The sequence below is a fragment of the Chloroflexus sp. MS-G genome (genome assembly GCF_000735195.1).
Classification (GTDB): Bacteria; Chloroflexota; Chloroflexia; order Chloroflexales; family Chloroflexaceae; genus Chloroflexus.
Window position 1 is genome coordinate 1 of the sequence record NZ_JPIM01000005.1, and the last position, 25,223, is coordinate 25,223.

Annotated in this window: 20 protein-coding genes; 7 read left to right on the top strand and 13 right to left on the bottom strand. The window is 53.3% G+C overall.

Annotated elements, in window-relative coordinates; translation table 11 throughout:
• Positions 1 to 231 precede the first annotated feature (231 nt).
• Positions 232 to 972, top strand: coding sequence for an arsenate reductase/protein-tyrosine-phosphatase family protein (locus tag JE47_RS0101565; protein WP_031458078.1), 741 nt, complete (start codon positions 232 to 234; stop codon positions 970 to 972).
• An 84-nt stretch (positions 973 to 1,056) separates the two neighbouring features.
• Here the strand turns inward: JE47_RS0101565 and JE47_RS0101570 are convergent, their stop codons facing one another.
• Positions 1,057 to 2,055: a fumarylacetoacetate hydrolase family protein gene (locus JE47_RS0101570; RefSeq protein ID WP_031458079.1), complete on the bottom strand. Its 999-nt coding sequence runs from the start codon at positions 2,053 to 2,055 to the stop codon at positions 1,057 to 1,059.
• 749 nt (positions 2,056 to 2,804) lie between these two features.
• Between JE47_RS0101570 and JE47_RS0101575 the strand changes: the two genes are divergently transcribed.
• The gene (locus JE47_RS0101575) at positions 2,805 to 3,464 is read left to right on the top strand and encodes a hypothetical protein (protein ID WP_031458080.1); all 660 of its coding nucleotides are present in this window, start codon (positions 2,805 to 2,807) and stop codon (positions 3,462 to 3,464) included.
• Between the two features lie 3 nt (positions 3,465 to 3,467).
• On the opposite strand, the gene JE47_RS20250 is transcribed toward JE47_RS0101575, so the two are convergent.
• The gene (locus JE47_RS20250) at positions 3,468 to 4,241 is read right to left on the bottom strand and encodes an FHA domain-containing protein (RefSeq protein ID WP_051871044.1); all 774 of its coding nucleotides are present in this window, start codon (positions 4,239 to 4,241) and stop codon (positions 3,468 to 3,470) included.
• Positions 4,242 to 4,433: 192 nt separating this feature from the next.
• The gene (locus JE47_RS0101585) at positions 4,434 to 8,042 is read right to left on the bottom strand and encodes a substrate-binding domain-containing protein (protein WP_031458081.1); all 3,609 of its coding nucleotides are present in this window, start codon (positions 8,040 to 8,042) and stop codon (positions 4,434 to 4,436) included.
• Between the two features lie 138 nt (positions 8,043 to 8,180).
• Between JE47_RS0101585 and nadC the strand changes: the two genes are divergently transcribed.
• On the top strand, positions 8,181 to 9,032 hold the full coding sequence (nadC, locus tag JE47_RS0101590; protein ID WP_031458082.1) for a carboxylating nicotinate-nucleotide diphosphorylase: 852 nt from the start codon (positions 8,181 to 8,183) through the stop codon (positions 9,030 to 9,032).
• An 8-nt stretch (positions 9,033 to 9,040) separates the two neighbouring features.
• Here the strand turns inward: nadC and JE47_RS0101595 are convergent, their stop codons facing one another.
• Positions 9,041 to 11,020, bottom strand: a complete 1,980-nt coding sequence (locus tag JE47_RS0101595) for an NHL repeat-containing protein (RefSeq protein ID WP_031458083.1) — start codon at positions 11,018 to 11,020, stop codon at positions 9,041 to 9,043.
• 314 nt (positions 11,021 to 11,334) lie between these two features.
• Between JE47_RS0101595 and JE47_RS0101600 the strand changes: the two genes are divergently transcribed.
• From JE47_RS0101600 to JE47_RS0101610, 3 genes are read left to right on the top strand one after another with little or no spacing between them, the layout of a single operon-like run.
• Positions 11,335 to 12,459 carry a glycosyltransferase family 4 protein gene (locus tag JE47_RS0101600; RefSeq protein WP_031458084.1) on the top strand — a complete coding sequence of 375 codons (1,125 nt, stop codon included), beginning with the start codon at positions 11,335 to 11,337 and terminating at the stop codon, positions 12,457 to 12,459.
• Positions 12,456 to 13,568 (top strand): glycosyltransferase family 4 protein, encoded by a 1,113-nt coding sequence (locus JE47_RS0101605; protein WP_031458085.1) that lies wholly within the window; start codon positions 12,456 to 12,458, stop codon positions 13,566 to 13,568. Before JE47_RS0101600 ends, JE47_RS0101605 begins: the two co-directional genes overlap by 4 nt.
• On the top strand, positions 13,565 to 14,770 hold the full coding sequence (locus tag JE47_RS0101610) for a glycosyltransferase family 2 protein (protein ID WP_031458086.1): 1,206 nt from the start codon (positions 13,565 to 13,567) through the stop codon (positions 14,768 to 14,770). Before JE47_RS0101605 ends, JE47_RS0101610 begins: the two co-directional genes overlap by 4 nt.
• Positions 14,771 to 15,099: 329 nt before the next feature.
• On the opposite strand, the gene JE47_RS0101615 is transcribed toward JE47_RS0101610, so the two are convergent.
• The 7 genes from JE47_RS0101615 to JE47_RS0101645 form a co-directional block, all read right to left on the bottom strand.
• Complete coding sequence (locus tag JE47_RS0101615) at positions 15,100 to 15,900, bottom strand: hypothetical protein (RefSeq protein ID WP_031458087.1); 801 nt, start codon at positions 15,898 to 15,900, stop codon at positions 15,100 to 15,102.
• 49 nt (positions 15,901 to 15,949) lie between these two features.
• Positions 15,950 to 16,798 (bottom strand): endo alpha-1,4 polygalactosaminidase, encoded by an 849-nt coding sequence (locus JE47_RS0101620; RefSeq protein WP_035418817.1) that lies wholly within the window; start codon positions 16,796 to 16,798, stop codon positions 15,950 to 15,952.
• 2 nt (positions 16,799 to 16,800) lie between these two features.
• Entirely contained in the window at positions 16,801 to 16,932 is a 132-nt protein-coding gene (locus tag JE47_RS22400) for a hypothetical protein (RefSeq protein WP_269077975.1), read from the bottom strand.
• Positions 16,933 to 17,106: 174 nt separating this feature from the next.
• Positions 17,107 to 18,642 carry an O-antigen ligase family protein gene (locus JE47_RS0101630; protein WP_031458089.1) on the bottom strand — a complete coding sequence of 512 codons (1,536 nt, stop codon included), beginning with the start codon at positions 18,640 to 18,642 and terminating at the stop codon, positions 17,107 to 17,109.
• A 41-nt stretch (positions 18,643 to 18,683) separates the two neighbouring features.
• Complete coding sequence (locus JE47_RS21915) at positions 18,684 to 18,827, bottom strand: hypothetical protein (RefSeq protein WP_173424540.1); 144 nt, start codon at positions 18,825 to 18,827, stop codon at positions 18,684 to 18,686.
• 2 nt (positions 18,828 to 18,829) lie between these two features.
• A complete protein-coding gene (locus tag JE47_RS0101640; RefSeq protein ID WP_236631101.1) occupies positions 18,830 to 19,579 on the bottom strand; it encodes a CpsD/CapB family tyrosine-protein kinase in 750 nt (249 codons plus the stop codon).
• Between the two features lie 134 nt (positions 19,580 to 19,713).
• Positions 19,714 to 20,754: an LPS biosynthesis protein gene (locus tag JE47_RS0101645; RefSeq protein WP_031458091.1), complete on the bottom strand. Its 1,041-nt coding sequence runs from the start codon at positions 20,752 to 20,754 to the stop codon at positions 19,714 to 19,716.
• Positions 20,755 to 21,078: 324 nt separating this feature from the next.
• Between JE47_RS0101645 and JE47_RS0101650 the strand changes: the two genes are divergently transcribed.
• Positions 21,079 to 21,642 carry an acyltransferase gene (locus tag JE47_RS0101650; protein WP_031458092.1) on the top strand — a complete coding sequence of 188 codons (564 nt, stop codon included), beginning with the start codon at positions 21,079 to 21,081 and terminating at the stop codon, positions 21,640 to 21,642.
• A 570-nt stretch (positions 21,643 to 22,212) separates the two neighbouring features.
• Here the strand turns inward: JE47_RS0101650 and JE47_RS0101655 are convergent.
• Both JE47_RS0101655 and JE47_RS0101660 read right to left on the bottom strand, forming a co-directional pair.
• Positions 22,213 to 23,469, bottom strand: a complete 1,257-nt coding sequence (locus tag JE47_RS0101655) for a hypothetical protein (RefSeq protein WP_031458093.1) — start codon at positions 23,467 to 23,469, stop codon at positions 22,213 to 22,215.
• Position 23,470: 1 nt separating this feature from the next.
• Positions 23,471 to 25,072, bottom strand: coding sequence for an alpha-L-arabinofuranosidase (locus JE47_RS0101660; protein ID WP_031458094.1), 1,602 nt, complete (start codon positions 25,070 to 25,072; stop codon positions 23,471 to 23,473).
• Positions 25,073 to 25,223 lie beyond the last annotated feature (151 nt).

Consider the following 25,223-nt stretch of genomic DNA (forward strand, 5'->3'; position numbering starts at 1 on the left):
GGGGCGCGATCATCGGTAGTAAGGATGGGATCATCCATCGTCAGTGTACCTGCGCTGGTGCATCGGTGAACCGAAGCAGAGAACGCTGCCCCCTCTCTGATCCACGGTTCCGCTTGCTGGTACAAGATCTTCATCTACCCCAGTAAACACTCAATATAGACGAGTTGTCAAACTTTATCGGCGCTGGTATGCTAGGCAGCAGGATCACCTTGCAGATAAAAGCGAATCGCTATGGGTACAATATCTTCGCCATCAGCACTCACCGGCTTACGTCTCCTGGCCGACGAGACGCGATGGAAACTGATCACAATGCTGCGGGACAGTGATCGACCGGTTCATGAATTAGTAGCAGGCATCGGGCTGGCACAGAACCTGGTTTCATACCACCTGAACATCTTGCGCCAGGCCGGATTTATCAATATGCACCGCAGTGATGTAGACAAGCGCATTATCTACTATAGCCTCAATCTATTGGCGTTTACCGATTTGCTTGAGCAGATTGGGTACGAATTAGCGCTACCAAACACATTACCGCCTCGTTTACCGTCGATTAAAGTTGCATTTCTATGCCGGGCCAACAGTGCCCGTTCGCAAATGGCCGAGGCGTGGTTACGAGTACTAAGCGGAGGTCAAGTTCAGGCGATGAGTGCCGGTACGTCGCCGCAGCCGATTCATCCGCTGGCGGTTGCAGTGATGAAAGAGGTCGGCATAGCGATTGATCAGCAGATCGCCAAATCAATCAACGCCATTATCGATCAGCAACCTGACCTCATCGTGACGGTATGTGACATCGCCCGCGAGGAGTGTCCAGTGTGGCCAGAGGCTGTACGCTATATCCACTGGAGCATCGCCGATCCAGCAGCGGTAACCGGTAGTTATGAACAACGGTACGCAGCCTTCGTGGTTGCACGTGATGAATTGCGGGAACGGGTTCGTGGCTTGTTGGCGCTCCTGCCACGTTGGTTTGCCTAAAACACCTTCCTTCGCGCCGAAAGAGAGCTGGTTGAGCACCCGCCGCTGCCTAAGCAATCAGAGTATGAGCAAGAACCTACCAGACTACTCTGGCAACTGCCCGATTGACGAGCGCAATTGCCCCAGTTCAGCGCACACCAGCACCACCTCATCACCATGACGTAACCATGGCCCACTGTCACCGTGAATATCGAGTAGACACCCACCAGCAGCCACTCCGCTCACGATAATTTCCCCTGGCTGTAGCCAGGTATCCTGGCTGGCAAAAGCTATCAGTTCAGCGAACGTAAAACGCATCAAGCCGGTATGATAATAGCCAACTTCACGACCATTGATCATCAGACGTAACGTCAACAACAAACGGCCATCATCGTCACGGTAGTATTCGAGTTCATCGGGAGTTACCAGCCACGGCCCAAGCGAGGTTGCAAAATCACGCGGACGACGTGCATTCAGCAGCGGATCACGAACCGTCCAGGCATTCACCAACAGATACCCGGCAATATACGCATCAGCCTCTTCGGGCGCAATATCACGGCCCGAACGACCAATCACACACCCTAACGCCATACCGCAGTCGAGTGGCGCCATCGTTGGCAATTCGATCCGTTCATCAGGGCCGTAGATGGCCGTATGTCCGGCAAAACGGAATGCAGGCTGATGGCGATCACCGACCCAATACCCTGCCGCCTGACGTAATGCTGCGGTTCGATCATCAACGAACGCATCAAATTCGCGCAAGGCAATAACTTGAGGTAACGGTGCCACAATGCGCACCTGAGTAACGGGTAAAATCAACGCCGTATCACCGATGGTTAACCCACCGTGCCAATCGAAATCGCCGGCTGTGGCTGTATCGTCACTACCCATCAGATTGACCACAGCCTGCACAATCTCAGCGGCAGTCGCCAGATTAACCTCTGGGTGATCAGCGCGTAGCAGAGTGAGCATATCCCAGGACACATCAGAGGCATCCTCGCTCACCAAAGGAGCGGCAGCAGCCAGATCGATAATTGTGTCGCCGAGCAGGACGCCCGCACGGGCAGGTCCACCATTAGGCGGAATAAAACTGACGAGACGCACAATAGACTCCCTTTATCAAACTACTATGCTCTATCCCATATCATACCAGGTTGTGCTGCGTGGAGTACCAGCTAAAGGAGTTGGGAAAGAGAAAATAGGAGTGAGAGGGCGGGTTCCACAGCTGCCCAGGCCCCCCTCCCCTACCAGGTTGAGAGAGGACGAGGACCAGGGTGAAGGAGATGGGTAAGGAGAAGTTATGGATGAGAGAGTAGTTACAAATCTGCCCGCAGTGCGTGCGTCCAGACGCACGTTGGTGCACCGATGCTGTTCGGCGCCCAACCCACCCTTTTGGCGCGTTCCTGAGACGGTCGTGGGTTCTGCCAATGTAGGACACGGGCCCACGCACGACCCGCATACCTCGTTTTAGAAATAGTGATACCGGCTAGTCAATTAACTGCCGCTGCAAGACGCGGGCTAGCCACTCGCGCACCCAGGCCACCAGCGCAGCCAGAGAGCGGCGTGAGAGTGGGAAAGATGCGCATCAGCGAGCACAACCAAAAACTGCAAACGTTGAAAAGCCCTACCCATGCACCACAGGATGTAGAGATAGTCAGGACGAACGGCTGTCTAAACTGACCCGGTTCGGGCGAGCGTCGCGATAACGCTGTGCAGCATGCGGGCAAAAATGCACACATCTACGCAACAATTTGCAGGTTTCTGATCTAGGCAAACTGTGCAAAGCATGCTAAGATATTGCATATAAACAACTCTTGTACACGGCAATCAAAAACAAACGGAGTACTATCATTATGGAGTTTGAACTGACCAAACAATGCACTCTGAGTCGCCTGGATCAGTACATTCTGTTCTACTGGCTCATCTCATTGTTGATCGGCATCCCACTCCTGGGTGATTGGCTAAGGAGCTGGAACGTACCGCTAACCCTCGCGAATCCCTGGTTTGTCGTGTTTTTGCTGGTCAGCTTCGCTTTTAGTCAGGTACTATACGTGATGGTCGCACGCCACGATGGCCGACCCTTTTTGATGGGGCCTACCATCATCTTCAGCATCGGTAACGGCGTCATCGAAACATTGGCATTTGCTACTGTCTATCGCCTAGGAGACTGGATTGGCAACGGGCTGGCAGCTCAGTTCTGGCCGAGTCTGGTAGGACCACTAGGCTTTGCGGTTGGCTTTACCGCATTTGTGATATACGGTGGTGTGATTCACGGATTATTCTGGCTGCCATACCTCCCCCCTCACCTCGACGACTCGCCGCGCTCAATGCGGATTCGCAAGCTACGACCACTTGCCGAGATGGCATTGGTGTTGGGCTGGAGTCTGTGCCTCTATCTTTACCAAGACATCTGGACGGTTATTTTTATTCATATTCTGGTTGATCTTGGCCTTATGTTACGTGTGCGACCGCCGGTCTTTCTGATAGCAAGCCGTCAGAGTATGACCGAGTAGCGACTAGCGAGTACGTTCGCGAGTAAGCCGTAGACGCACAGTTGCGCCTAGCCAGAAATCTTCTTCGCCAACAGGCGTCGGAGTATGTGGACGGAGTCTTCTCCGTACCGGGCCGGTGAACACGCCAGAGTGACTGGCAAGATCAACGATCTGCACATTCGTCTCTCCGGCGATCAGGTGGGCGTGCCGCAGCGCGATGTCTGCGCCGAAGACAAGCAGGTGGCAGGCGGGATCGCTGCCTACGGTGAACATCCCGCTGGGGATAGCAACCGTTCGTTCGCCCTGCTCATCGCACAGATGCACATACCAGGTTGGTGCAGGTGCTGATACCGATGTCGGTATTGCGCTGGCCCGCCAACGTTTGACGAGCCGCACGCCCAGTAATCCGGCCACAACTAGCCCAACCAGGAACAATTCGCCCAACCACGACAGCTCGGTTGGGGGCGTCATCATGAGGGCAGCCTGCTGACCACAACCATAAATCGTTACCATCCTGGGTAACGATCCCGCGAATTGCGCTCGCCAGCGTGGATGCTCCAACGCGGTGAGCCGTTGGGGCCGTTGCAGAGCCCCATCTTTCGTCCAGATATACAGGTCTTGCGGCGGATAAGGACACTGCACCAGCAATGCCCATCCGGTTGAGGAGAGCTGTTCAACGCCGAGAATGAGGGGTGATGGCGGCGATAGAGGTACCGGAGGCGTTGTCGTAGCGGCTAGCAAAACCGGCCAGACAACGATCAGCGTAAGCAGGGCGATCGGTGGGATTCGACGATTCATAGGCTCTCCTCACACGGTTGTGCTTTCAATATATAAACCGTATGAGAAGGCAAAAAGTTACACGATTCTGACAGAGTTTTGATGGACAGTTTGCATCAGTAGACTCCCAACTGCTGTGCGTGCTGATCCGTCTCGCTACCGTCGGCAGGGTCAGGTTCGGACGATCGTCATGCGTGAAACCGATCATCACCGTTACACGGTTCCATTGCCGCCCAGCCGTCGATACTCTTCGGGTGAAAGCCCAACCTCCTTGCGGAACACACGACTGAAATAGCTACTGCTGGAAAAACCCACTTCCAGAGCAATGTTGGTAATGCTTTTGTCACTCTCAACGAGAAGCCGACGCGCCTGCAAAACCCGATACCGGTTGAGATATTCTACCGGCGTTGTACCCAGCTCCTGCCGAAAACAGTGGGTCAGATAGTCTTCACTCATCCCGACATAGTGTGCAATATCCTGGCGAGTAATCGGATGAGCATAATAGCTATGGATATAAGCCATTGCTTTCCGAACCAGGATTTGTGCCTGATCGCTCAGACGACGTCGACGTTCGAGGGCGGTCTGCAAATGGGCGAGGGTTTCACTCGCGCTGAACATACCTTTACTGAGCACGGTGGTAACCCCTTGACTGAGACGCGCCATGTCTTCCTCGGTAAGGGTGCGCCCGGTAATGACAATGACCGGAATCTCGCGCAACTGTGAATGTTCACGCATCATCTGCAACAAGGTAAAGCCATCCATCTCCGGCATCATCAAATCCAGCAACACCAGATGAACCGCTTGTTGGTGAAGGATGTTCAGAGCTTCACGTCCAGAACGCGCACACAATACCCGATGTAGTGCACCGTGCGACTGCACGATGCGGGCATGGAGTTCGAGCGTATCAGGATCATCGTCAACCACAAGCACGGTATAGGTGGTAGCCGCAGGATCGGTATTGAGCCAGTACTGATCAAGCACGCGCGTTAAATCGGCCAATTCAATCGGCTTGGTGAGATAATTCAACTCGATGATTGCACCGTGGTGTTCGCTCATTCCATAACATAGCAACGGCAGATTACGTGTAGCAGGATTGGCTTTGAGAACGCGAACCGTTTGCCACCATACCTGATCACCTTCAGTAGCATTGAGAACAACGGCACTGTAATTTCGTGCCGAAAGTTCGCTTAACCAGGCCGCACTTTCTTCAACGGAGAAGAAGTGCACAATAAAACCACGTTTTTCCAGATAGTGTTGAAGACGTTCATCGTTCCGTTTGGAAAGCAACAACACATGTGGTCGGACTGAGACAGACGACGGTTGACGACGTGGTTTCCCGATAGGTCGGGCAATTGTTGGAAGACGGAAGAAAAACGTTGATCCTTCACCTTCGATACCACTCGAATGCACACCGATGGTTCCACCGTGGAGCGCGACCAGTCGTTTACAGATTGCCAATCCCAAGCCGATACCGCTGTAGCCACGCTCGATACTGCGCTCTGAACGCTGAAACTCATCAAAAATATGAGCCTGCTCGGCTGCCGAAAGACCAAGCCCGGTGTCACGCACCGAAATGGTCACGGCATCGGCTTCGGTCGTCACCGAAAGACTAACACTCCCCTGACTCGTGAATTTAATCGCATTGACCACCAGATTCAGCGCGATCTGATGTAAGCGTGTGCGATCACCCCACACCCACGGCCCTGCGGCTGGAATGGCATCATGCCAGACGAGATGTTTATCGGCGGCCATTTGCCGACCGATATCGGCTACGGCGCGCATAACCTCACCGACATCAACAACCTCATAAACCAAACGTAACTGACCAGCATCACTACTGGTTAGATCAAGGACATCACCGATCAAGCGACTGAGATGGCGGGCATGGGCATGAATCCGCTTTAGATCATGACGAACCTGCGTCGGCAATTGCTGAACGCCTTCAGCACTCTCACGTAACAGCAAATCACTCATCCCGACGATGAGATTGAGCGGTGTTTGCAATTCATGGCTTACCATTGAAAGAAACCGGCTTTTGAGCCGATTCGCTTCTTCAGCCAGACGGCGTCCTTCGTTAGCCGTGCGATGGAGCTGTGCCGCATTCAGTGCAGCACTGATCTGCTGTACAATAGTGCCATAGAGATCAAGCTGTGCACAGTCAAACACCACAAAACCGGCCTCACCATCAACCCTAGGTAATGGGATCAGAGTAAGACGAAATGGCTCTCTGCTATCCAACCATTGTGCAGGGGGAAAAGTACGGCTCCGAATACGGATGACCGGCTGTTGCGGCATTGTAATCGCCCGCAACCGACACCACGCCACTGGATCATCGCGTTCTGTTTCAAAAAAACCGATCCACAGCAATGGTATCTGTAATTCAGGTAAATACCTTGCCAGGATGTCGTAAATATCGCTCTCGGCCAGAGCAGTCAGTAAACGCGCCGTAAGACGACCAACCCGGTTGCTGATTTGTTGTTGGCCATAACGGTAATGCCAGTGTTGAAAACGCATTGCCGAACTTATGGTGATACGGGCTTCATCGAGCAGCTTCTGTGCCCGCTCATGAAGGGAAGCATTGAGCAAACGGGGGTATACATCGCGTAGAAACGAAATCGCTAACTGCCAGTCGTGAGCATCAGCACCGGTTAAGGCCACCTGTTGCAGCAGCCGGGCAAGAGTTGCGCGAAACCGGTCAGGATCGGCAGATTGAACACTTGCAAGGAATGATTCGAGCAATTGCTGGCAGAAATGCGTAAGCTCCTCACGAGTAAAGCCATGCAAACGTTGACCGAGCAGCTCAGTCATTGACAGAATAACCGACGCCTGCACATTGGCATACGCCAGTGCATCAACCTGGAGAGTAATCATTTCCAGGGTATCGGCCAACACTGCATTCTGACTACACCCGCACGACTCACGAATGATCAGCCGGGTTGGTACCTGTATCAATGTCGGCAAAAGTTCGCGGTCGCGGATATGACGTACCATAAGTTCCAGCGCCTGATAGCCCAGCTTGAACAACGGTATCTGTACTGAGGTCAATGCTGGCTCGGCCAATAGGGCTTCAGGTCGATCATCAAAACCGATGATGACAACGTCATCCGGTATCCGTTTTCCATGGTCGCGGAGAGCGGCCATCGCACCGAGTGCCGATTCATCGTTACTCGCCAGAACAGCCGTAAACGGCACATGAGTGGCAAGCAACCGTTTCATGGCACTGTAGCCACCAGAGAACACATGATTCCCAAAAACGATCAGGCGTGGATCAACTTCGATACCAAATCGGGCCATTCCATCCTGAAAAGCGCGCAGCCGATCCCCTGTGTCACCTTCCAGATCGTGTTGGCTACCGGCAATAAAGGCAATCTGCCGATGACCATGCTCGATAAGATGGTGCAGAGCCTGTTGAATACCGGCAGTATTATCGGCAACAATGGTTGGCCCCACTTCCCCTGAACCGACAAAGATGATCGGATGGCCAGCCGCACGGATCGCCTGCACCATCTGCGAACGTTCTGGCCGTTGGAGGGGGTTGATAACAATCAACCCATGGGTATTCCATGGCCCAACCGGAACAAAATTCGTTCCCTCAGCAACCGCAAACCAGGCCGGTTGTGGTGGGTCGTCAATCTGTGCCGATGGCCCCATTCCGCAGGCCAATAGCAAGTTACAACCCATGTCGTGTGCTGCCTGACGAATACCGAGATAGATTGGACTCAGGTAGCTCATCGTCAAGGCAGTACCGTAAAATTGCCAACCGGCGATAACACCGATGGTTGGGCGACGCGAGCGATGCACCATTGCGCGAGTTTTTTGCATAGGCTTCTTGAATGCTACGTGCCGATATATTCTATGATAATACAGTTTCGCATCATCGGTAGATAAGTGCATGACGGTATCAACATACTTGGATACAATAGATGGTGTTTGAGACGAACCAGCAATAAGGATGAACCCATGGAACTTCCTCTTCACATCATTGAAGCCGTTGTTGCCCAGGCCCTGGCCGAAGACATTGGCCACGGCGACCTCACCACCCAAACGGCTATTCCGGCAGCCGTTCAGAGTACAGCACATATCGTCACCCGTGAAGCTGGCGTGGTAGCCGGTTTGCCGGTTGTGATCGCCGTCTTTCACCAACTCGATCCCAGGCTTAAAGTACTGTTACATGTCGATGACGGTGCAACGGTCGCTGCGGGAACCAAACTGGCAACTGTTGTCGGCTCCGCACGCAGCATTCTTAGCGGGGAACGGGTCGCGCTCAATCTGTTACAGCGCCTAAGTGGGATTGCGACCATGACCGCTCAATACGTAGCGGCGGTAGCCAACACCAAGGCAAAGATTCTCGATACGCGCAAGACAACACCCGGCTTGCGCGCACTGGAAAAATATGCAGTGCGGGTTGGTGGTGGCTACAACCATCGATTTGGCCTGTACGATGGCGTGATGCTCAAAGATAATCATCTGGCTATCCTGGCCGCGCAGGGTATTGATCTGGTTAGTGCGATCAAGCAGGTGCGACAGCACCTTGGGCCAATGGTACAGATCGAGGTTGAGGTGGAAAGTGTTGACGCGGCAATCGCGGCTGCTGAAGCCGGCGCCGACCTGATTTTGCTCGATAATATGCCCCTCGACCAGCTACGTCTGGCTGTGCAAGCCATTGCCGGACGTGCCAAAACTGAGGCCAGCGGTGGTGTCACGCTGCAAACGGTACGAGCCATCGCCGAGACGGGTGTTGACTATATTTCAGTTGGGGCGCTTACCCATTCGGTACGTGCCCTCGATATTGGTCTCGATTGTGAGGGGTGATCAACGTTTCACGGAACTCCGATCAGGGCCACCGCATCGATTTCACTCCAACTACCATCACGTTGCTCCAACGTGATACGTGCGCTCGTTACACGGGTCAGTGTCTGGTCGAAGGTGATTGTCTGGATAAACGGACACTCTGACGCTGCTGTCGGTTCAGCCCGATAAACAGTCTGAGCCGTACCCTCCTCGTCAATCACTTCGACTAGCGTCACATAGCCGGGCTGATGATTCTGGTAGATAACCAGACCGGTGGCAAATACCGGCTGCGCAAAGCTCACCGTGAGTATCTCGCGACTATCAGGAGTGGCCGGTGCCCAGGCATTCGGGCTATCCTGACAACCGCCAACATCAGGTGGGCCAACAACCCCGGCAGGATCGTAATCAGGAGCGTAAAAGCTACTCGCAGTAGCAGTCGTCGCCCACTGCTGCGTTGTCTCGCCAGTTGGGAGACTTGTCGTCGGTGCGAGTGCTACCACCGTTGCCAGCGCCGCTGCATCGGTTTGCAAGCGAAAGGCCGAAATGGCACTGTACTCACCACTATTGTCACTGACCCAGACAACACCTCCAGGTGCAGCTACGATACCGTTAGGCAGACTGATCTCGCCGGGGTTGGGAATGCTACCGGCAGTAGCCGGTTGCCCGCCACGAGCAACAATCGTACCATCAGGCGATAACCGTAGGATGGTACCAGCATACGTGGCAAGGTAGAGATAACCGGCACGATCGAGATCGATCACCGGCCCCGCCAGGAGCGTTGGATCAGCGGGATCACCTAGCCGGGCCAGGACAATGCCATCAGGTGCAAGTTTAATGATGGTACCGGCAAAGCTCTCGGCCAGATAGATCATGCCATTCGGATCAACCACCAGATCGGACGGCGCCACATCGTTCGGTAACGTTATTCGTTCGATGAAACGTCCTTCACCGGTGAAACGTACAATACTGCTCACAGCCAATCCATCGTCACCGAGACGTGTATCAAGCGCATAGACACTGCCGTCGGCAGCGACAGCAATCCGTTGCGGCGCCGAGAGACCAAACTGTTCGGGAGCATTCCCATGACCACCCCAACGCCCAAGTAGCGTCCCCGTTGACGTAAACCGGACAATTGCATTTCGTCCGTAATCAGCCACATACAGATCACCATCAGGGCCGAGTGCAACATCGTAGGCATCGAGCAGCTCATCGGCGCCAAACGTAGTACGTAACGTACCATCAGGCGCAAATACCCAAACACCCTGCCCACTCTCGGCCAGGTAGATGGTCCCATCGGGTGCCGCAGCCAGACCACGAGCCGCGATGAACCGACTGTTGGGAGGACCACTGCGACCACCAAGCCGTAACACAAAACCGGGTGGCCCTGAACGAACAATCTGCGGCTGCGCAGCCATAACCAGCGGAGTTGGTGTTGGTGTTGCTAGCGCCAACATTTCAATAGAGGCCAAGACCTGCTCAATCGTCGCTTGTTCGGCCATCCAGCGCGTGAGTGCCGCCTGAGCCAGAATGCGCAAAATCCGCGTCTCATCAACCAGTACGATGAGACGCCCATGGCCGTTCGGGCCACTGAGATCGGCAACCACACCTTGCGCACGGCCAATCTGTACCGATTGTGTCGGTGAGATTGTATAACCCGCCGACTGAATAGCACTGCTCGCCAGCTCAAATACCGTCTCTGGATGAGCGGTTCCATATTGAGCGGTGAATATGGCTACCGGTATGGTATCGATCAGCAACAGCGGTGCATCAATAACTGTTGCATCAAGCGCTGCTGTTGTCGCAGCAATCCGTAACGCCTGACCTTCCAGCCGGCTCTGCCAGCCTGCCGGTAAACGGAGCCGCAGACCAAGCTCAGCAACGGTCAGGTCTTGTTCCAGAATGATCGCCGTCGGACTAGACGGCAGCGAGGTTGGCGTCGGCGCTGGCGGTGCAGTACAGGACACGAAGACACCAGCCAACAGGATAATAGCGAATAGATAGCACCGCATGCGATCCCTTCTGTCATCAGACCGTAAACGAAGTTGATTGAATAAACCGGCTTTCGTCTTTATCATAGCAAATGCACGCTATCCGATTCTTCAACCCACCGTCTTGTGCCTATCGTACAACAAACCACCGGCACAACCTCTGGCAAACAAACAGCGCACCGGCAGAGCTACTTCCTGCACTCACGATATGACAACATTGCAAGCACCATACCTATTTCATTAACGCTAAGGTTATACCTTTTCGTTATACTAAACGTAGCTCGCTGCGCCGTGCCGTTTGGTGAAGTGCAATATCAATTCTGACAGGCTCCGTTATGAATGGTGCAACTTTGTACAACATCGGTTTTGTCCTTGAACAGGCGCTCGGTCACGTGACCCATGCCAAAAACCTTCAGGCGAACATCAGTCACGATCCCGATGTGCGACCACATTGGGCACTGATTCCTTTCGAGACCTACGGCCTTGCAGCGCGCATTCCCATTTACAAGAGTAACTGGACAGTGCGCGCCGGTTTACGAGCACGACGCTCGTTACGTCAACTGGTTGGAAAAACGACCATCGACGCCCTGTTTTTTCATACCCAGGTACCGGCAGTACTGGCCGCCGATTGGTTACGTCGTTACCCCAGTATCGTCTCACTCGATGCCACACCCTTACAATATGATCAACTTGGCCCTTATTACCAGCACGAATCGGGGCCGGCATGGCTAGAACGGCTAAAATGGCACCTAAACCGACGCTGCTTTAACCTGGCCCGCCATCTCGTGACCTGGAGTCAATGGGCAAAAGAGGGCTTAATCGAAGGATACGGGGTACCGCCTGATAAGATTACCGTCATTCCCCCTGGCGTCAACGTACACGAATGGCAGCGTCCAACACCGCGTAGCCATCATGAAGGGCCGGTAAAAATTCTGTTCGTCGGTGCCAACCTCGAACGAAAAGGTGGTTTTCTGCTCCTCGAAGCCTTTCGTGCACTACGTCCACTCGGAGTTGAACTCCATCTGGTCACCAAAGATAACGTCCCGCCCGAACCTGGTGTCTTCGTCTACCACGGCATGCAACCAAACAGTGCGCCTCTGAAAGCCCTCTACCACCAGGCCGACATCTTTGCGTTACCCACCTTCGGCGATTGTCTGCCGATGGTACTTTCTGAAGCCGCCGCTGCCGGATTACCGGCAGTGAGCACGCGCATTGCAGCCATTCCTGAAATTGTGCGCGACGGAGAGACCGGGCTGCTCACGCCGGTCGGTGATGTACAGGCGCTCACAGAAGCACTTCGGCGTTTGATTATGCGCCCCGAAGAACGTTTACACTTTGGCGAACAGGCAAGCAAACATGTGAGCCGAGCGTATGATGCTCGCCACAATGCCGGTCGCCTGCTTGAATTGATTAAAGGTGAAGTTGATCTGGCGCGTATGCAAGAGAGGATCGCGGCGTGAATCAAGTCTTGCTGACCGTTTCTGGCGTTATTCCACCCGATCTCGAACAACAAATTGCTACCGGTAAACGACCACGGGCCGACTACCTGGAACTGGCACGCCACTTTGGGGCCGACATCATTGATTATCGAGTGGCCCGCCAAACCGCTGGGCCGATTGGTCGCTTCTTCGAGCGACTGGGTGGACCAAATCTCCTACTAGCATGGGCGTGTTTTACTCGCCGCCACCGTTATCAAGCTATTTTTACCGACGGTGAACAGGTTGGATTACCCCTGGCTGCACTCCTCAAGTTTTTCAGCCCCAATCGTCGACCCCGCCATCTGATGATCGTGCACATCCTGTCGGTGCCCAAAAAGATGGTCTTTCTCGACCGCTTCGGCGTACAGAGCCATATTGACCGTTTTATCGTCTATTCGACGTGGCAGCAGCGGTTTATCACCGAACGTTGGGGCATACCGATTCAGCGCGTACCGTTTACACCGTTTATGGTGGACGACCAGTTTTTCCACCCCCGTTACGCTCCACCACGCCCCACGCCACGACCGCAAATCTGTGCAGTCGGGTTAGAACGACGTGACTATCCAACCCTTCTCCGTGCAGTAGTCGGCCTCGACGCTGATGTGGTTATCGCAGCAGCCAGCCCCTGGTCGAAACAACGTGATTCGACTCAGAATCAACCGATCCCGCCGAATGTCCGGGTACAGAAATTCAGCCAGTACGACCTGCGCCAACTCTACAGCGATAGCCGCTTCCTGGTCATGCCACTTGAACCGGTTGAGTTTCAGGCTGGTGTGACCGCTATCCTTGAAGCGATGGCGATGGAACGTGCAGTGATCTGCACAGCTACACCCGGCCAGACCGACATCGTCGCAGAGGGCAAGACCGGCCTCTACGTACCTCCGCACGACCCGACAGCATTACGAACAGCGATCGAGCAACTTCTCGCCGATCCGGAAACAGCAGTACGTATGGGAAAAACTGGACGCCGCCTGGTTGAGGAGAGCATGAACCTCGACCACTACGCGGTTCGTCTGAGCAATATACTGTACGAGACGTTAACTGAGACCGGTGCCGAACCGCAGCCGATCAAGGACAAGGAGCAGCTATGATGGGGTTGATATGGTGGTTCATCATCGTTGGCTATTGGCTTGTGGGTGGCATACTGGCCTTCATCGTGGCTTATCTGCTCATCCTGACCGGCGCCGCCTTCTTCGCCCGCCGTACAACACCGGTGCGGGCGAACCCTACCACTCGCTTCGTCATCATGATCCCGGCCCACAACGAAGAGCGGCTGCTCCCCGATCTGCTCACGAATCTCAATCAGCTCGACTATCCGCGTGAACTCTACACCGTACACGTCGTAGCAGATAATTGCACAGACCGTACTGCGGCAGTAGCCAAAGCCCACGGCGCCATTGTACACGAACGGTTTGATCAAACACTGCGCGGTAAGGGGTACGCCCTCGAATGGTTATTGCAGCAGATATGGGATCGCAATGAGCCACACGATGCCGTGGTCATCCTCGACGCCGATTCGGTCGTCTCTACCAACTTTCTGCGCGTGATGGACACCCGACTGGCGCGAGGTGAACGGGTCATCCAGGCATACTATGCCGTGCGCCAACCAGAAGGCGCCTGGAGTGCCGGCATTCGTGCAGTTGCCCTCATCGTCTTGCACTACCTGCGCCCGCTCGGTCGCATGGTGCTGGGTGGATCGACCGGGCTAAAGGGCAACGGCATGGTCTTCGCCGCCGATATTCTACGGCGTCATCGCTGGACGGCCTCGTTAACGGAAGACATTGAATATCATATGCGGCTCATTCTGGCCGGCGAGCGCGCAATGTTCGCTCCTGATGCCATCGTCTGGGCTGAGATGCCCGATAGCCTGAGAACCGCACAGACACAAAACGAACGCTGGGAACGAGGACGAATGGAGATGATTCGCCACTACGTTCCACATCTGCTCCGCGAAGGGCTGCGACGACGGAGCTTCTTGCTGATCGATGCCGCTATCGAGCAACTGATTCCACCTTTCTCGGTAGTAACCGGTCTCAGCATCCTGGTACTGTTCATCGCACTGATACTGCGTGATCCGTCCGCCCTGGCGATGGCTAGTTTCATCCTGGTAGGACAAATTATCTACATCCTCAGCGGATTGTTCCTGGTCAGAGCGCCGTGGCCGATCTACCGTTCGTTACTCTTCACCCCCTTCTTCATCATCTGGAAACTGTGGCTGTATGTGCGACTGTTGCTTGGGATCAAGCCGCATGATTGGATCCGTACTGCCCGTAATCGCGCACCGAAGTCGTAGGGCATAACCGAATAACCGTCTCACGGTGTAACGGATGCAACCCATCGATGGATGTAGGTAGGAGCATAGCGCTGCTGTCCTCTAAAGCGCTGGGCCTCCACCGATCTGCTCCTGCGACAGGATAGGTTGAATCGGCGCTCTGTACCCCTCGCCGTGGACACCGGTAGAGACAACGCCTCGCTCCTCCTCGTGAATTTCGCGAATCGTATTTCATCCATCGCCGAGGTTCATCCGTCGTGATGTCATGATGGATTATTTGGATAGGCTCTCAGGTGTGTGGCTAGAGTCCATCAGTTAACGAATCGTTCCCACCGGTCTTGTTTCCCTGACTATGGCTGATCGCGCACAAGCCATTCGATCTGATCAACATAATATTTCGGCACCAGATCACTGCTCGTCTTGAGGTAAAAACCGGTCACATAGGTATATTCCGGTTCGTAGATTAAATCATCGAGCCAGACATATATTTCAGCCCATTCCCCGGCAGCAATCGCCCGATTAAGACCGAGAAAGTAGAGCCGGGTCTCTGGAAACAATGGCTCAGTACTATTGGTCACCCGCCCTTCTAGCGTCACCGAATCGTCATTGGGTAGCCAGTAGGGCACACGATTGCTCCCTACCACCGAAATCGTCATAGCGTCATTGGCAATCGGTGTATCACCACCGCTGAGCCGTAAGCGCAAGGCTGCCACCTGATCGCGCCGTAGTACAAGCCCGCTATCAGGCGTAATGGTAAAGAACAAAACACCGGTACTCTCACTAGGCGTCACCGCAATTGCATACCGACCCAGCGCCACAATGTTGGTCTCGGTCAACGTCAAACTAGTGAGCAATGCACTGTTGGTAATACTCCAACCGGTACTGAGCGCATCGCGGTACACCGGTACAACCTGCAAATTGCTGATGTCATTGGTAGTACTGCCCGCAGCGGTTGGCGTCCTTGGTGGTTGAGTAGGCAGCGGTGTACGGGTTGGTGGTGGAATGAAGGGCGTGGCAGTAGGTCGATCTTGAAAAAAGGGCGCAATAGTTGGCGTCGGTGCAGCGGCAGTCGGTATATCAACGCTTAGACGACGACCACAGCCGGTCAAGAGTAAGATAAGGCACAGAATGTAGATTATCCGCACACGCATACGATGGTTATCCTAAGTATCACAGTTATTAGCGATGATTGCAACGTGCCTATTGCGCAGGAAACTGTTGACAATCGGTTCGGTAAGCGTCTAATTCCAGATGCTTATGGAGGGCATTCAGCGACATTTGATTGGCTTGCGAGCAAAACGCTTGCGGTGGAAGTTGGTACTCTATCACAAAGACAGGCTTTCCCGACTGAACGAAGGGAAGAAGTTTATCACACTCCTGAAAAGTGAAGCACTCTTCATTGAGCAGCCAGTCGAAGTAGGGTAACAAATCAGGGATTTGTGCGAGGTCATTTTTTAAGCCAATGGCAAGGCCAGACGCATGAGCGGCCTGAGCAAGAAAGATATTGTAAGCAAGCTGATCGTCATACGTCAACGGAAAACCTGTATCGTTTACATAACCATTCACATTGTCCGGATCAACACCATCGCAACCCTTCTGCACCGCCAGCTCGAGTCGCGCTTCCATTATAGGGGCAAGAACGTCGAGACGACGAATATCAAGCCATCGCTCCCCTGGCCATCCCACCATCTCTTTGCCTAAGATTTCGGATGGAAATTGGGAAGCATCGGGTCGCCAATCCTCATAAGAACCTGCACTAAAATAGCACATTACGAAAATACCACGTTGGTGTAGTGTTTCTATAATATCAGATGGTGTATCAAATAAATCCAGATTGAACATCTCTACGTTCTCATCAACATCGATCGCACCGGTGTATTGAATTTGCCAGGAAACTTTTAACGGCAGCATCCGATGCCTGATGCCCATTGCTGTGGATGACAGGTCAGAACTGCCGCCTGACAATGGCGTCACAAGAGGTACTTCAGATACACAACTCGACAACATCATCCCAGCCAACACGAAACCCACGACGAGCGCGTATCGCATGTCTAGTGCCTCCCAGGAATCTCACCGTTCTTGTCTTCAATTACAACGATAAATACAACCTTCCTGTAATCGATGGCTAACGACTGCTCAATCTCATCACCGTTGAGCTGTGGTTCGGCTCCCAAACGACTCATGACTTCACTGCAAAAAGGTGATCTTCTCACCACAGAGACCACGGAGATCACAGAGACTAAAGATAATTTTATCTTTCATTGAACATATCCTTTTATTCACAAATCTTAAACGCTCTGCGTGCTCCGTGGTAAGTTTTTGCAGTGGACTCACTCATACGAAAAATGCACAAAAGGCTAAACCCTATTCTGTTCTACCGGCTCAGCCTGAAAGACACGCCAGGGCCAGGCTGGTGCAGGACGTACAGCCGCGATCTGAGGCAGAGCGTTGATCACGCCCATCATTGTGCCGACAAAGACCATACTCCCGCCTTCCCACGACATATCAACGTAGGCGTAGACGAAGTGAGTAAAGATGTAGAGGGTAGCGGTCAACGCAAAGACTCGTAGTTGACCATGCGGCATCAAACGTACCATACGGGCGCCGTAGAGCATCGTCAGTGCCAGCAAAAGGATCAAGGCATAAAATCCGATCACGCCAATCTTCATCCAGACCCACATGATCGAGTTATGCGTGATATACTCCCACCACTCGAATACACTGATGTCGGGAAGGGGAACGAGGAGATGAAACTTGTTTCCAAAGCCAATCCCGGTCAGCGGTGCATTGCGAATAGTAAACATAATGTTAATGTTTTCCAGATCGCGATAAATGTTTGATGCTGCGTCGCGGGCACTGGGCTGACCGATAACTGACCGGACTGCTCTTGCAAGCATCCCCAGCGGCCCCTGATTGTTCCAGAAGACCACCAGGTAAGCTGCAAAACCGAGCGCACTGGTTGGCGCAATAATGTAGAAGAGGCGTCGCTTCTCGATATAGAGCAGCAGAACGATTAAACCAAGGGCCATACCGAGAGTAAGAAAACCGGCCCGCCGAAAATTAGCGATCAGACTGAACAGTACAAACGGCGCCATTAGTGGCATTAAGAAGCGCCGGATTGCGCTGTCGCGATAGAGCCAGGCTGCAACCAGTAAGACGAAAAAGAAGTTGAAGTGAATGGACATCGCGTGCTCGGCGATCCGTTCTACCCCTTCCAGATCCCATTTCAAAACGTCATGCACGTACCAGACGCCAGCGACCCCTTTGGCAAACAATGCAATTGTCGCCACCCAGAAGAGTGTATTCAGTTGTGCACGATTCTCTATTAGATTCCCGGCCAGCAACAACATCAGCGGCAGATAGAAGATTGCTCGTACTTCCCATAATGCAATGACCCGATTCCCACCATTGGCTAATCCGTATACCAGACCAATTGCATTAAACACCAAAAAGACTGCCGCCGGCCAGAACAGAGGGCCAAAGTGGATTCGTAGTCGCCGCTCGGTAGCTGATCGTACAATCCAGACTAACAGAGTCCAGACAATCGTCAGTTCCTGCGGACTAAACGAGAACGAGTCGGATACAAACATGATCGATTCGCGACTCGACAGATTTTTGGTGAAGGGATACCACGGATGGAGGGAACGATCTCCAAACAGGGTTAGGCCGAGGATCGCATACACACCAAAGCGAGGCTGGATTGCCGTTGCGATCAGAACGCCGCCAAAGATGAGAAACGATAACACCGCTTCAGGACTCATGCGGCGGCGCAGGAGTACCAGTACGACTCCGCTCAGGACACAAATCACCAGGAAGAGGATCCACCAGCGGCGTTCGTTACGCCGGGCAACCGTCATGACATCAGGATAACGCGGAACAAGAAGATCGAGCATAGAAGTATAAGTATCCACCGGTTACGCAACTTGCTTACCGGTCAAATCAGGTTAAAGAAGTAGTACCCCGCAACCACCAGCGCACTCAAACCGATCATGATTATCACCAGATCACGCAGACGCCAGTGTGGGGTAAGGATACCGATGAACAGACACAACACGAGAAAAGCCACGAAGAACTTCATAGCTACTCCTGAGGGATCAGGCGCAGAATCCAGCGTGGAGTGGCAATCTGAGCCTGGTTGAGAATAACCCCCAACACCGGCACATGCTTTATATCATTGAGTGCACGTTGAACTTCGGTAACTGGGGTTACTCCCTGCCGCACCACCAGCGCACAGGCCTGGGCCAAGGCCGCTAACGCCAGCGTATCGCTGGTCTCGATCACCGTCGGTAAATCGAACAACACGTGGTCGAACTGCTTATCCAGCGTTTCAACAAGTGTTCGTAGCTCATTGCCACGTGCGAGCAATGGCCGCTGATTGGCCGGCGCCGATCCGGCCGGCAACAGACAGAGACCATCATAATTTGTCGCTAGTAACGCTTCAGCGAGGGTTGCCTGACCACGCAACACCTCAGCAACGCCAGGCAGAGCGGGGATTGGACGCGGAGCAGGCGGTGGTTCACGACGTCGGCTTCCTTTTGGTTGCGCTGGCGGTGGATTAAGCACACTCAACATACCCGGTGCAAGCCAGTTCAGCTCCACGACACAAACCCGCTTACCGGTATCGTGAGCCAGTGTCACGGCAGTGGCCAACGTAATATAACTTACACCTTCGCCTCGCAATGCAGCCGTAAACCCGATCCGACCCGGCAAACGCTGCTCGACGATCAGGTCAGTTAACATCCGCCGGATCTGGGCGATCTGCTCACCGGCGAAGGAGCGGCGCAGATTACCGTCAGCCGTCTCGATGGTTAATGCCAACTCTGTTGGCATCTCATGGGTCTGTTTTTTCCGCAATCTAAACATAGGATCGCCTCACATATCAGGCTGCACCGTGTGAGCCAAAGATTATCTTTGCCAGTAATGAAGTGAAACGCCATGCGACCATCTGATAAACAGCAGCACCGTTACACTTGCGGTTGCAGTGAAGGCTGATCTGCTTCGACAGCAGTAGTCACAGGTGTCGGACTCGGCATCTCAGCGCTTGCTGGGATGAATGCCAGCAATGGCACGCCAAGACCGTTCTGGACATCAATTGGGAAGCGAAGACTGCGATCGAGAAACGCGCCCCCACCGATCAGGCTAGCCGATAAGAATACGCCGATTGCGACAAAGATGATCATGTTCTTAATAAAGCCGGTCAGCGAAAACTCGGCCCGCAATGGAATTTCAGGCTGATCGATAATCTGGTACGTCTGGCGGATCAGACTCTCATTCTTTACCAACGCCAGCCGGGCACTCTCTTCATTCTCTTGGGCAGCACTGAGCCGTTCTTCAGCGCGAGCCAATGCCGCCTTCAACTGATCGAGCTGGAACTGTTCGCCGGGCGGACGATCACCGCGTACCGGTTCAGGATTTGCGCTCAGAAAATCGATCAGTGCCTGACGGGCAGCATCAACATCGGCCTGGTATGGTGCGATCAGCTCTTCAAAAAACTTCTGCGCCGCCATACTCTCTTGAAAATCGTTGTTCATCTTCCACTTTAGATACGTGTCCATCGTCGCCGTGACCATCTGGTACGACAGCTCCGGATCATCGGTTGTGGCCCGAATCTCAACGAGCTTGTCGCCTATTACATTCACGCTAATGGTCTCACGGAAGAAGGTGAACGTTTCCCATACAACGTCTGGGCCGCCAGCCATCAACGGTTCGAGCTTGGTCTGCTGAATTGCCGAGCGCACGAAGGCGTTGGTGGCCAGTAATTCCTGGATTTCATTGGTCGTCGCCTGCGCCGGTGTGACCCACCACGAAACATCACTTTTCGATGAAGTCAGTGATGCCAGCAGACTCTCTTTCTCCACATAAATCTTACCGCTCGAAAGATATTCTGGCGGCGACAAGAGAATGTACCCAACCCCGATTGCGATAGCGAGCATAAACGGGGCGAGACTAAGCAGAGGCCGACGGAAGAAACTTTCCAGGAGCCGCAGAATGATTAACCGTACCATGCCATAAACCTCTTTGCATTGAAATGTCAGCACATGACGTGCCACCTTTTCTACCTACATCATACCAGTAATCACCTTTTGAGAGGTGAACGGAAGCTGTTCAATTCTTCATTCATCACATGAGGAGCCTTACGAAGGTGAGGGCGGTATAGTGCATCAATATGATATATTTTTATACACATCACTCTGCCAACACAGACTACGGTACCGAAGAGTCAGTTAACAATTTCGTTAGTCTGATCCTAATCATATAGCATTCAGTGAACCAATCTGGCACAATGAACACAACTTTATTATCATTGTTATCGATTGAAGGACTTGTCGATGCAGAAACACACCTCACCCAAGCTCTTACGGATTCTCTACGAAGAACTCGCTGCGGCGCAACCGCGTATGTGGTTAATCAGTGGCCTGATTCGCCTTTTGCCGCGCTACACAGCTTCCCGTGTGCGTCCGCTGTTGCTCCGCCTGGCCGGTTTTCACATTGGCCGCAGTACTATCATTATGGGACCGCTACGCCTGCACGGCTTCGGTCCGATTCACAAGCGACTCCGTATTGGTTCGTACTGCATCATTAATACCGACTGCTTTCTCGATCTAAACGATCAGATCACGATTGCCGATCACGTTGGGATTGGTCACGAAGTTATGATACTTACCACTTCCCACCAGATGGGCGGGGCAAATCATCGGGCCGGCCCATTAACAACTGCTCCGGTCACGATTGAAACAGGAGCCTGGATCGGCGCACGAGTATTAATTCTGCCAGGTGTTCAGATTGGCGCCGGGAGTGTGGTGGCTGCTGGGAGTGTTGTCACACGACCAGTACCGGCCAATACGATGGTTGGTGGTATACCGGCCAGACCAATCCGTTCTCTGGCAGAGTAGGCATAATCCGACATCACGGCTATAGATTGCTCTTCGTGGGAACGAACAAGTTATCGCCTGCGATACACCTTCCTTATCTTCAAAGCGAGAGAGAAGTGAGTGGAGGAAAGGTGCAGTGCATTCAGGCACTGCACCACGATGCGTTGCAGAACATTGTCAGACAATAGCTCAGACCGGTTACTCACGACAGGACGTCGGCCAGCGGCCCGCGCTCCCAGGGAAGACGCGCATGTTCAGACACCCTATCCTGAAGCATGATTAAAAAACCTGGACGTTTGATCTGGTTCTACAATGGCATTTCAAACGACTGATGGGAACCGTTGGCAGGCAGAGCATGCATCGCACCTCCGCGATGGCAGAGTTGTTCAATGTGTTCCGTACCCGTGCTGCGGAGTACGCCTGGCGGCCCTCACCTTCCCCCTGGCCCCCTTCCTCTCCCCATGGGGGAGAGGAAGGGGGGAACATTGGGGCTGGAGAGAAAGAACGTTGGCAACCTCTCACGCAATGGTTGCACAGGCATGGTACGCGCCCAATGAGAAATCTGGGTTTTTGATCAGGCTCTTATAGCGTCTACCCGGCGCTGCCCCGCGACACAACCGGTACCCAGATGCGGTACGGTGAAAAGATGGTAATCGTCGCACCACTCTCCTCTTCTTCTTTCGGATCACCATTATCATTAGGATCGGGATCAAGACCGGGATTTGAAATATCCGTGACAATGACGTTCCCTGAACGTGCCGTAATATTCACATAATTGGAAAAGACAATTGGACCCGTAGGCGGCTTAAGCCAGATCACCAACCGTAGACGAGCAGTCTGACCGGCGGCCAGGCTCTGATTAGCGGCCAGTAATTCACGGTCGGTTCGACCATCAAAATTGGGATTAATAGCCAATGCAGTGAAGCCACTTCCACTGATAACGCTTAACTCAACTAGTTCCCAGGTCTCAGCACCGGCAAAGACGGTCGCCAGATCATCGGTAGCCTGTAGCTCGGTGACCGGATCGGCGCCCAAATTACGGATCGTGATCAGGTACTCTAAACGGTAGCCATCCTGATCGTTGCGCCGTTCTTCAACAGCCGGAAACACATATTTGGCAGCACCAACGCCACTCACACATTGCTTGAGATTAATCTGGGTCATAGCGAAATCATCACCGAAGGTGTTGTTGGTTAGACTATCGATCTGGAGTGTAACACTGGTAACACCGTTACCAGTGGTAAAGGCATATTGAATGGGAACCCACCGATCTGGCGTTTTCGACACGACGGTCGTACCAACCGACGTACCATTCACCCGCAGTTCAATGACCGGATCGGCTGCACCATTTGCACTCTTCACCGGATCGAGCAGATTGTCAAAGTAGGCAAAGAAGTTGTAGGTTGTGTTAGGCGCTACTGTAACGACTTGTGTCCACAGGTTAACGCGACCGCCACCAGCGCTGTAATTATCAGCACTCGGATTAGAATAGAAGTAGGTATTGGTAGCCGGAACATCACGCTGGACATCACCCGGAAACGGACGCCCGAAAATGTAAGGGTTTGCCTCGAAGGGGGGATACACAACACTCCCGTTTTGGATAGAGAAGCCACCGCCATTATTGTCATCAGGATACACTCCTGGCCCGCGATTGATGAGCGCCGAGGTAAAACCGGTTGCGCCCTGAGAAAAATCACCATTTTGGACCAGATTGTCTCCTCCGACTACCGTGTTTGCCGGACAGCCGCCAGGACCAATGTTCTGAATGGCAGCACTGGCCGGTTTGAATGGCAGCATGCTTCCCCATACGGTGATAATGACGAGTAAGAATGTGAGTCGTCTGGTCATGTCAACCCCCTTCAGGAAGAAATGTGAGTAAGGTCACAGAGTATGGTGGAAAGGTATAAGGACGATCAGAACGGTGTGCGGTCGGGGTCTCTTCACGAGCGAACGATACCGTCTCGGCCAACAAATCAGAAGCACCTACAACCATCACCTGGACTTGCCAATTTCCCGCCGGTAACCCAACAGAACCTGTAATCGACTGAGCGGTCTTATTGATTGCCAGAACTGACAGTCGCCCATCAGTATGACGTCCGGCGTACACACTTAAGGTTGTAACCGGATCGAGGGTTGTCTTCGTGGTCAAGAGTTCATCACCGAATCTACTCCAAAGCATTAGTGCGTAGTATTGGGGATGTGGTTCAAAGGTATCGGCATGAAGAAGACCATAATCGGTATCATTAGCCGCACGACCATTTGCCAGATCCCATTGATTGGCAATCGCCACGCCATGCACTGCCATCTGCCCAATCGTATCGGCCACAAAGAGCAGATTAACGGCCCGTCGCATAAGTTGGGAGTTATCTGCATCCTGAAACGAAATCATGTTGTACTCGGTCACAGCAATCGGTACCTGGCGGCCTAAATGACGCTCAAAAGCCGAGCGCAGCCCTGCCGTGATCGTTGCCCAACCGCGTTGCGGTTGTTGCAGCGCACCCGCCGGATTTTCAGGCGGTTGAAAGTAGGGATAGTAATGGACAACGTAGAAATCAAGTCGATCACCGGCACCAGCGATCACCCGATTGCCCCAATCATTCCATTCATCGGGGTTCTCAACCCCAACTGCACCGATCTGAATAGTCGGATCAACCTCCTTCATTGCCTCGTAGAAAGCCAGATAACCATCGTAAGAAATACCATTGACGGTGGCGCCGCGTAGGTACTCATCGGGGTCACACGTCCAGACGTCTTCCCAACCCCATTCTGAACAATTTGGACCAACATCGCGTTTCGCTCCGTAAACCTCGTTGCCAACTTCCCAGTATCGAACCGGAAAGGGATCAGGATTGCCCGATGCGGCGCGCAGCCGTGCCCAATGTCCCACCGTTTTCCAATCACGTCCCCGTGCATCAGTACCTATCAATCGCTCATCATCAACTGCACCGTTAAAGAACGCAACGAGCGCTGCCGCTTCCTGCGCAGAACCATTGATCGAAACTGTCCAGATAATCTCAGCTTTGACAGCACGGGCAAAGCGGAGAAAATCCGATGGCTTCGCTGCCCACGGCCAGTAACATCCATCGCCCCCGGCCTCACAATCGGCCCAGGCATAGGCATTACTCCAGCTTCCCCCTGGCATCCGCAACAGACTCAGCCCGAGATCGGCAGTACGCTGAATGAAGGTTTCATTATCCAGCCGGTATGGATTCAGCCAGGCAGGAACGTTAGTCCCTAACAGACGGCGGTCAAATGGTAGCGCGGTGGTCGGATCAATCACAATGAGATGATCAGACACGGCAGAAGCAGTAGGAGCGACGTTCACCGGAGCCGGTGTCGGTGTTTCGGGCGCAGGAGTTGATACAGCAGGTGTTGGTGCTGCGCTTGGCGCGTTGCAGCCTGTCAAAATAGAGATGAGCATCATGAAAAGCAAGAAACGATAAAACATCATTGAAAACCTCTTGAAGCTGTTGCGATAATACGAACGATCGCAATCAGCATACTACACCGGTGCAACATATCATGCCATTGCAAGTTGAAAAATGGATGTTAGCCGTAGTCAATCACGTAGACAGCGTTATAACGTGTTCTGAGCAGTAAAA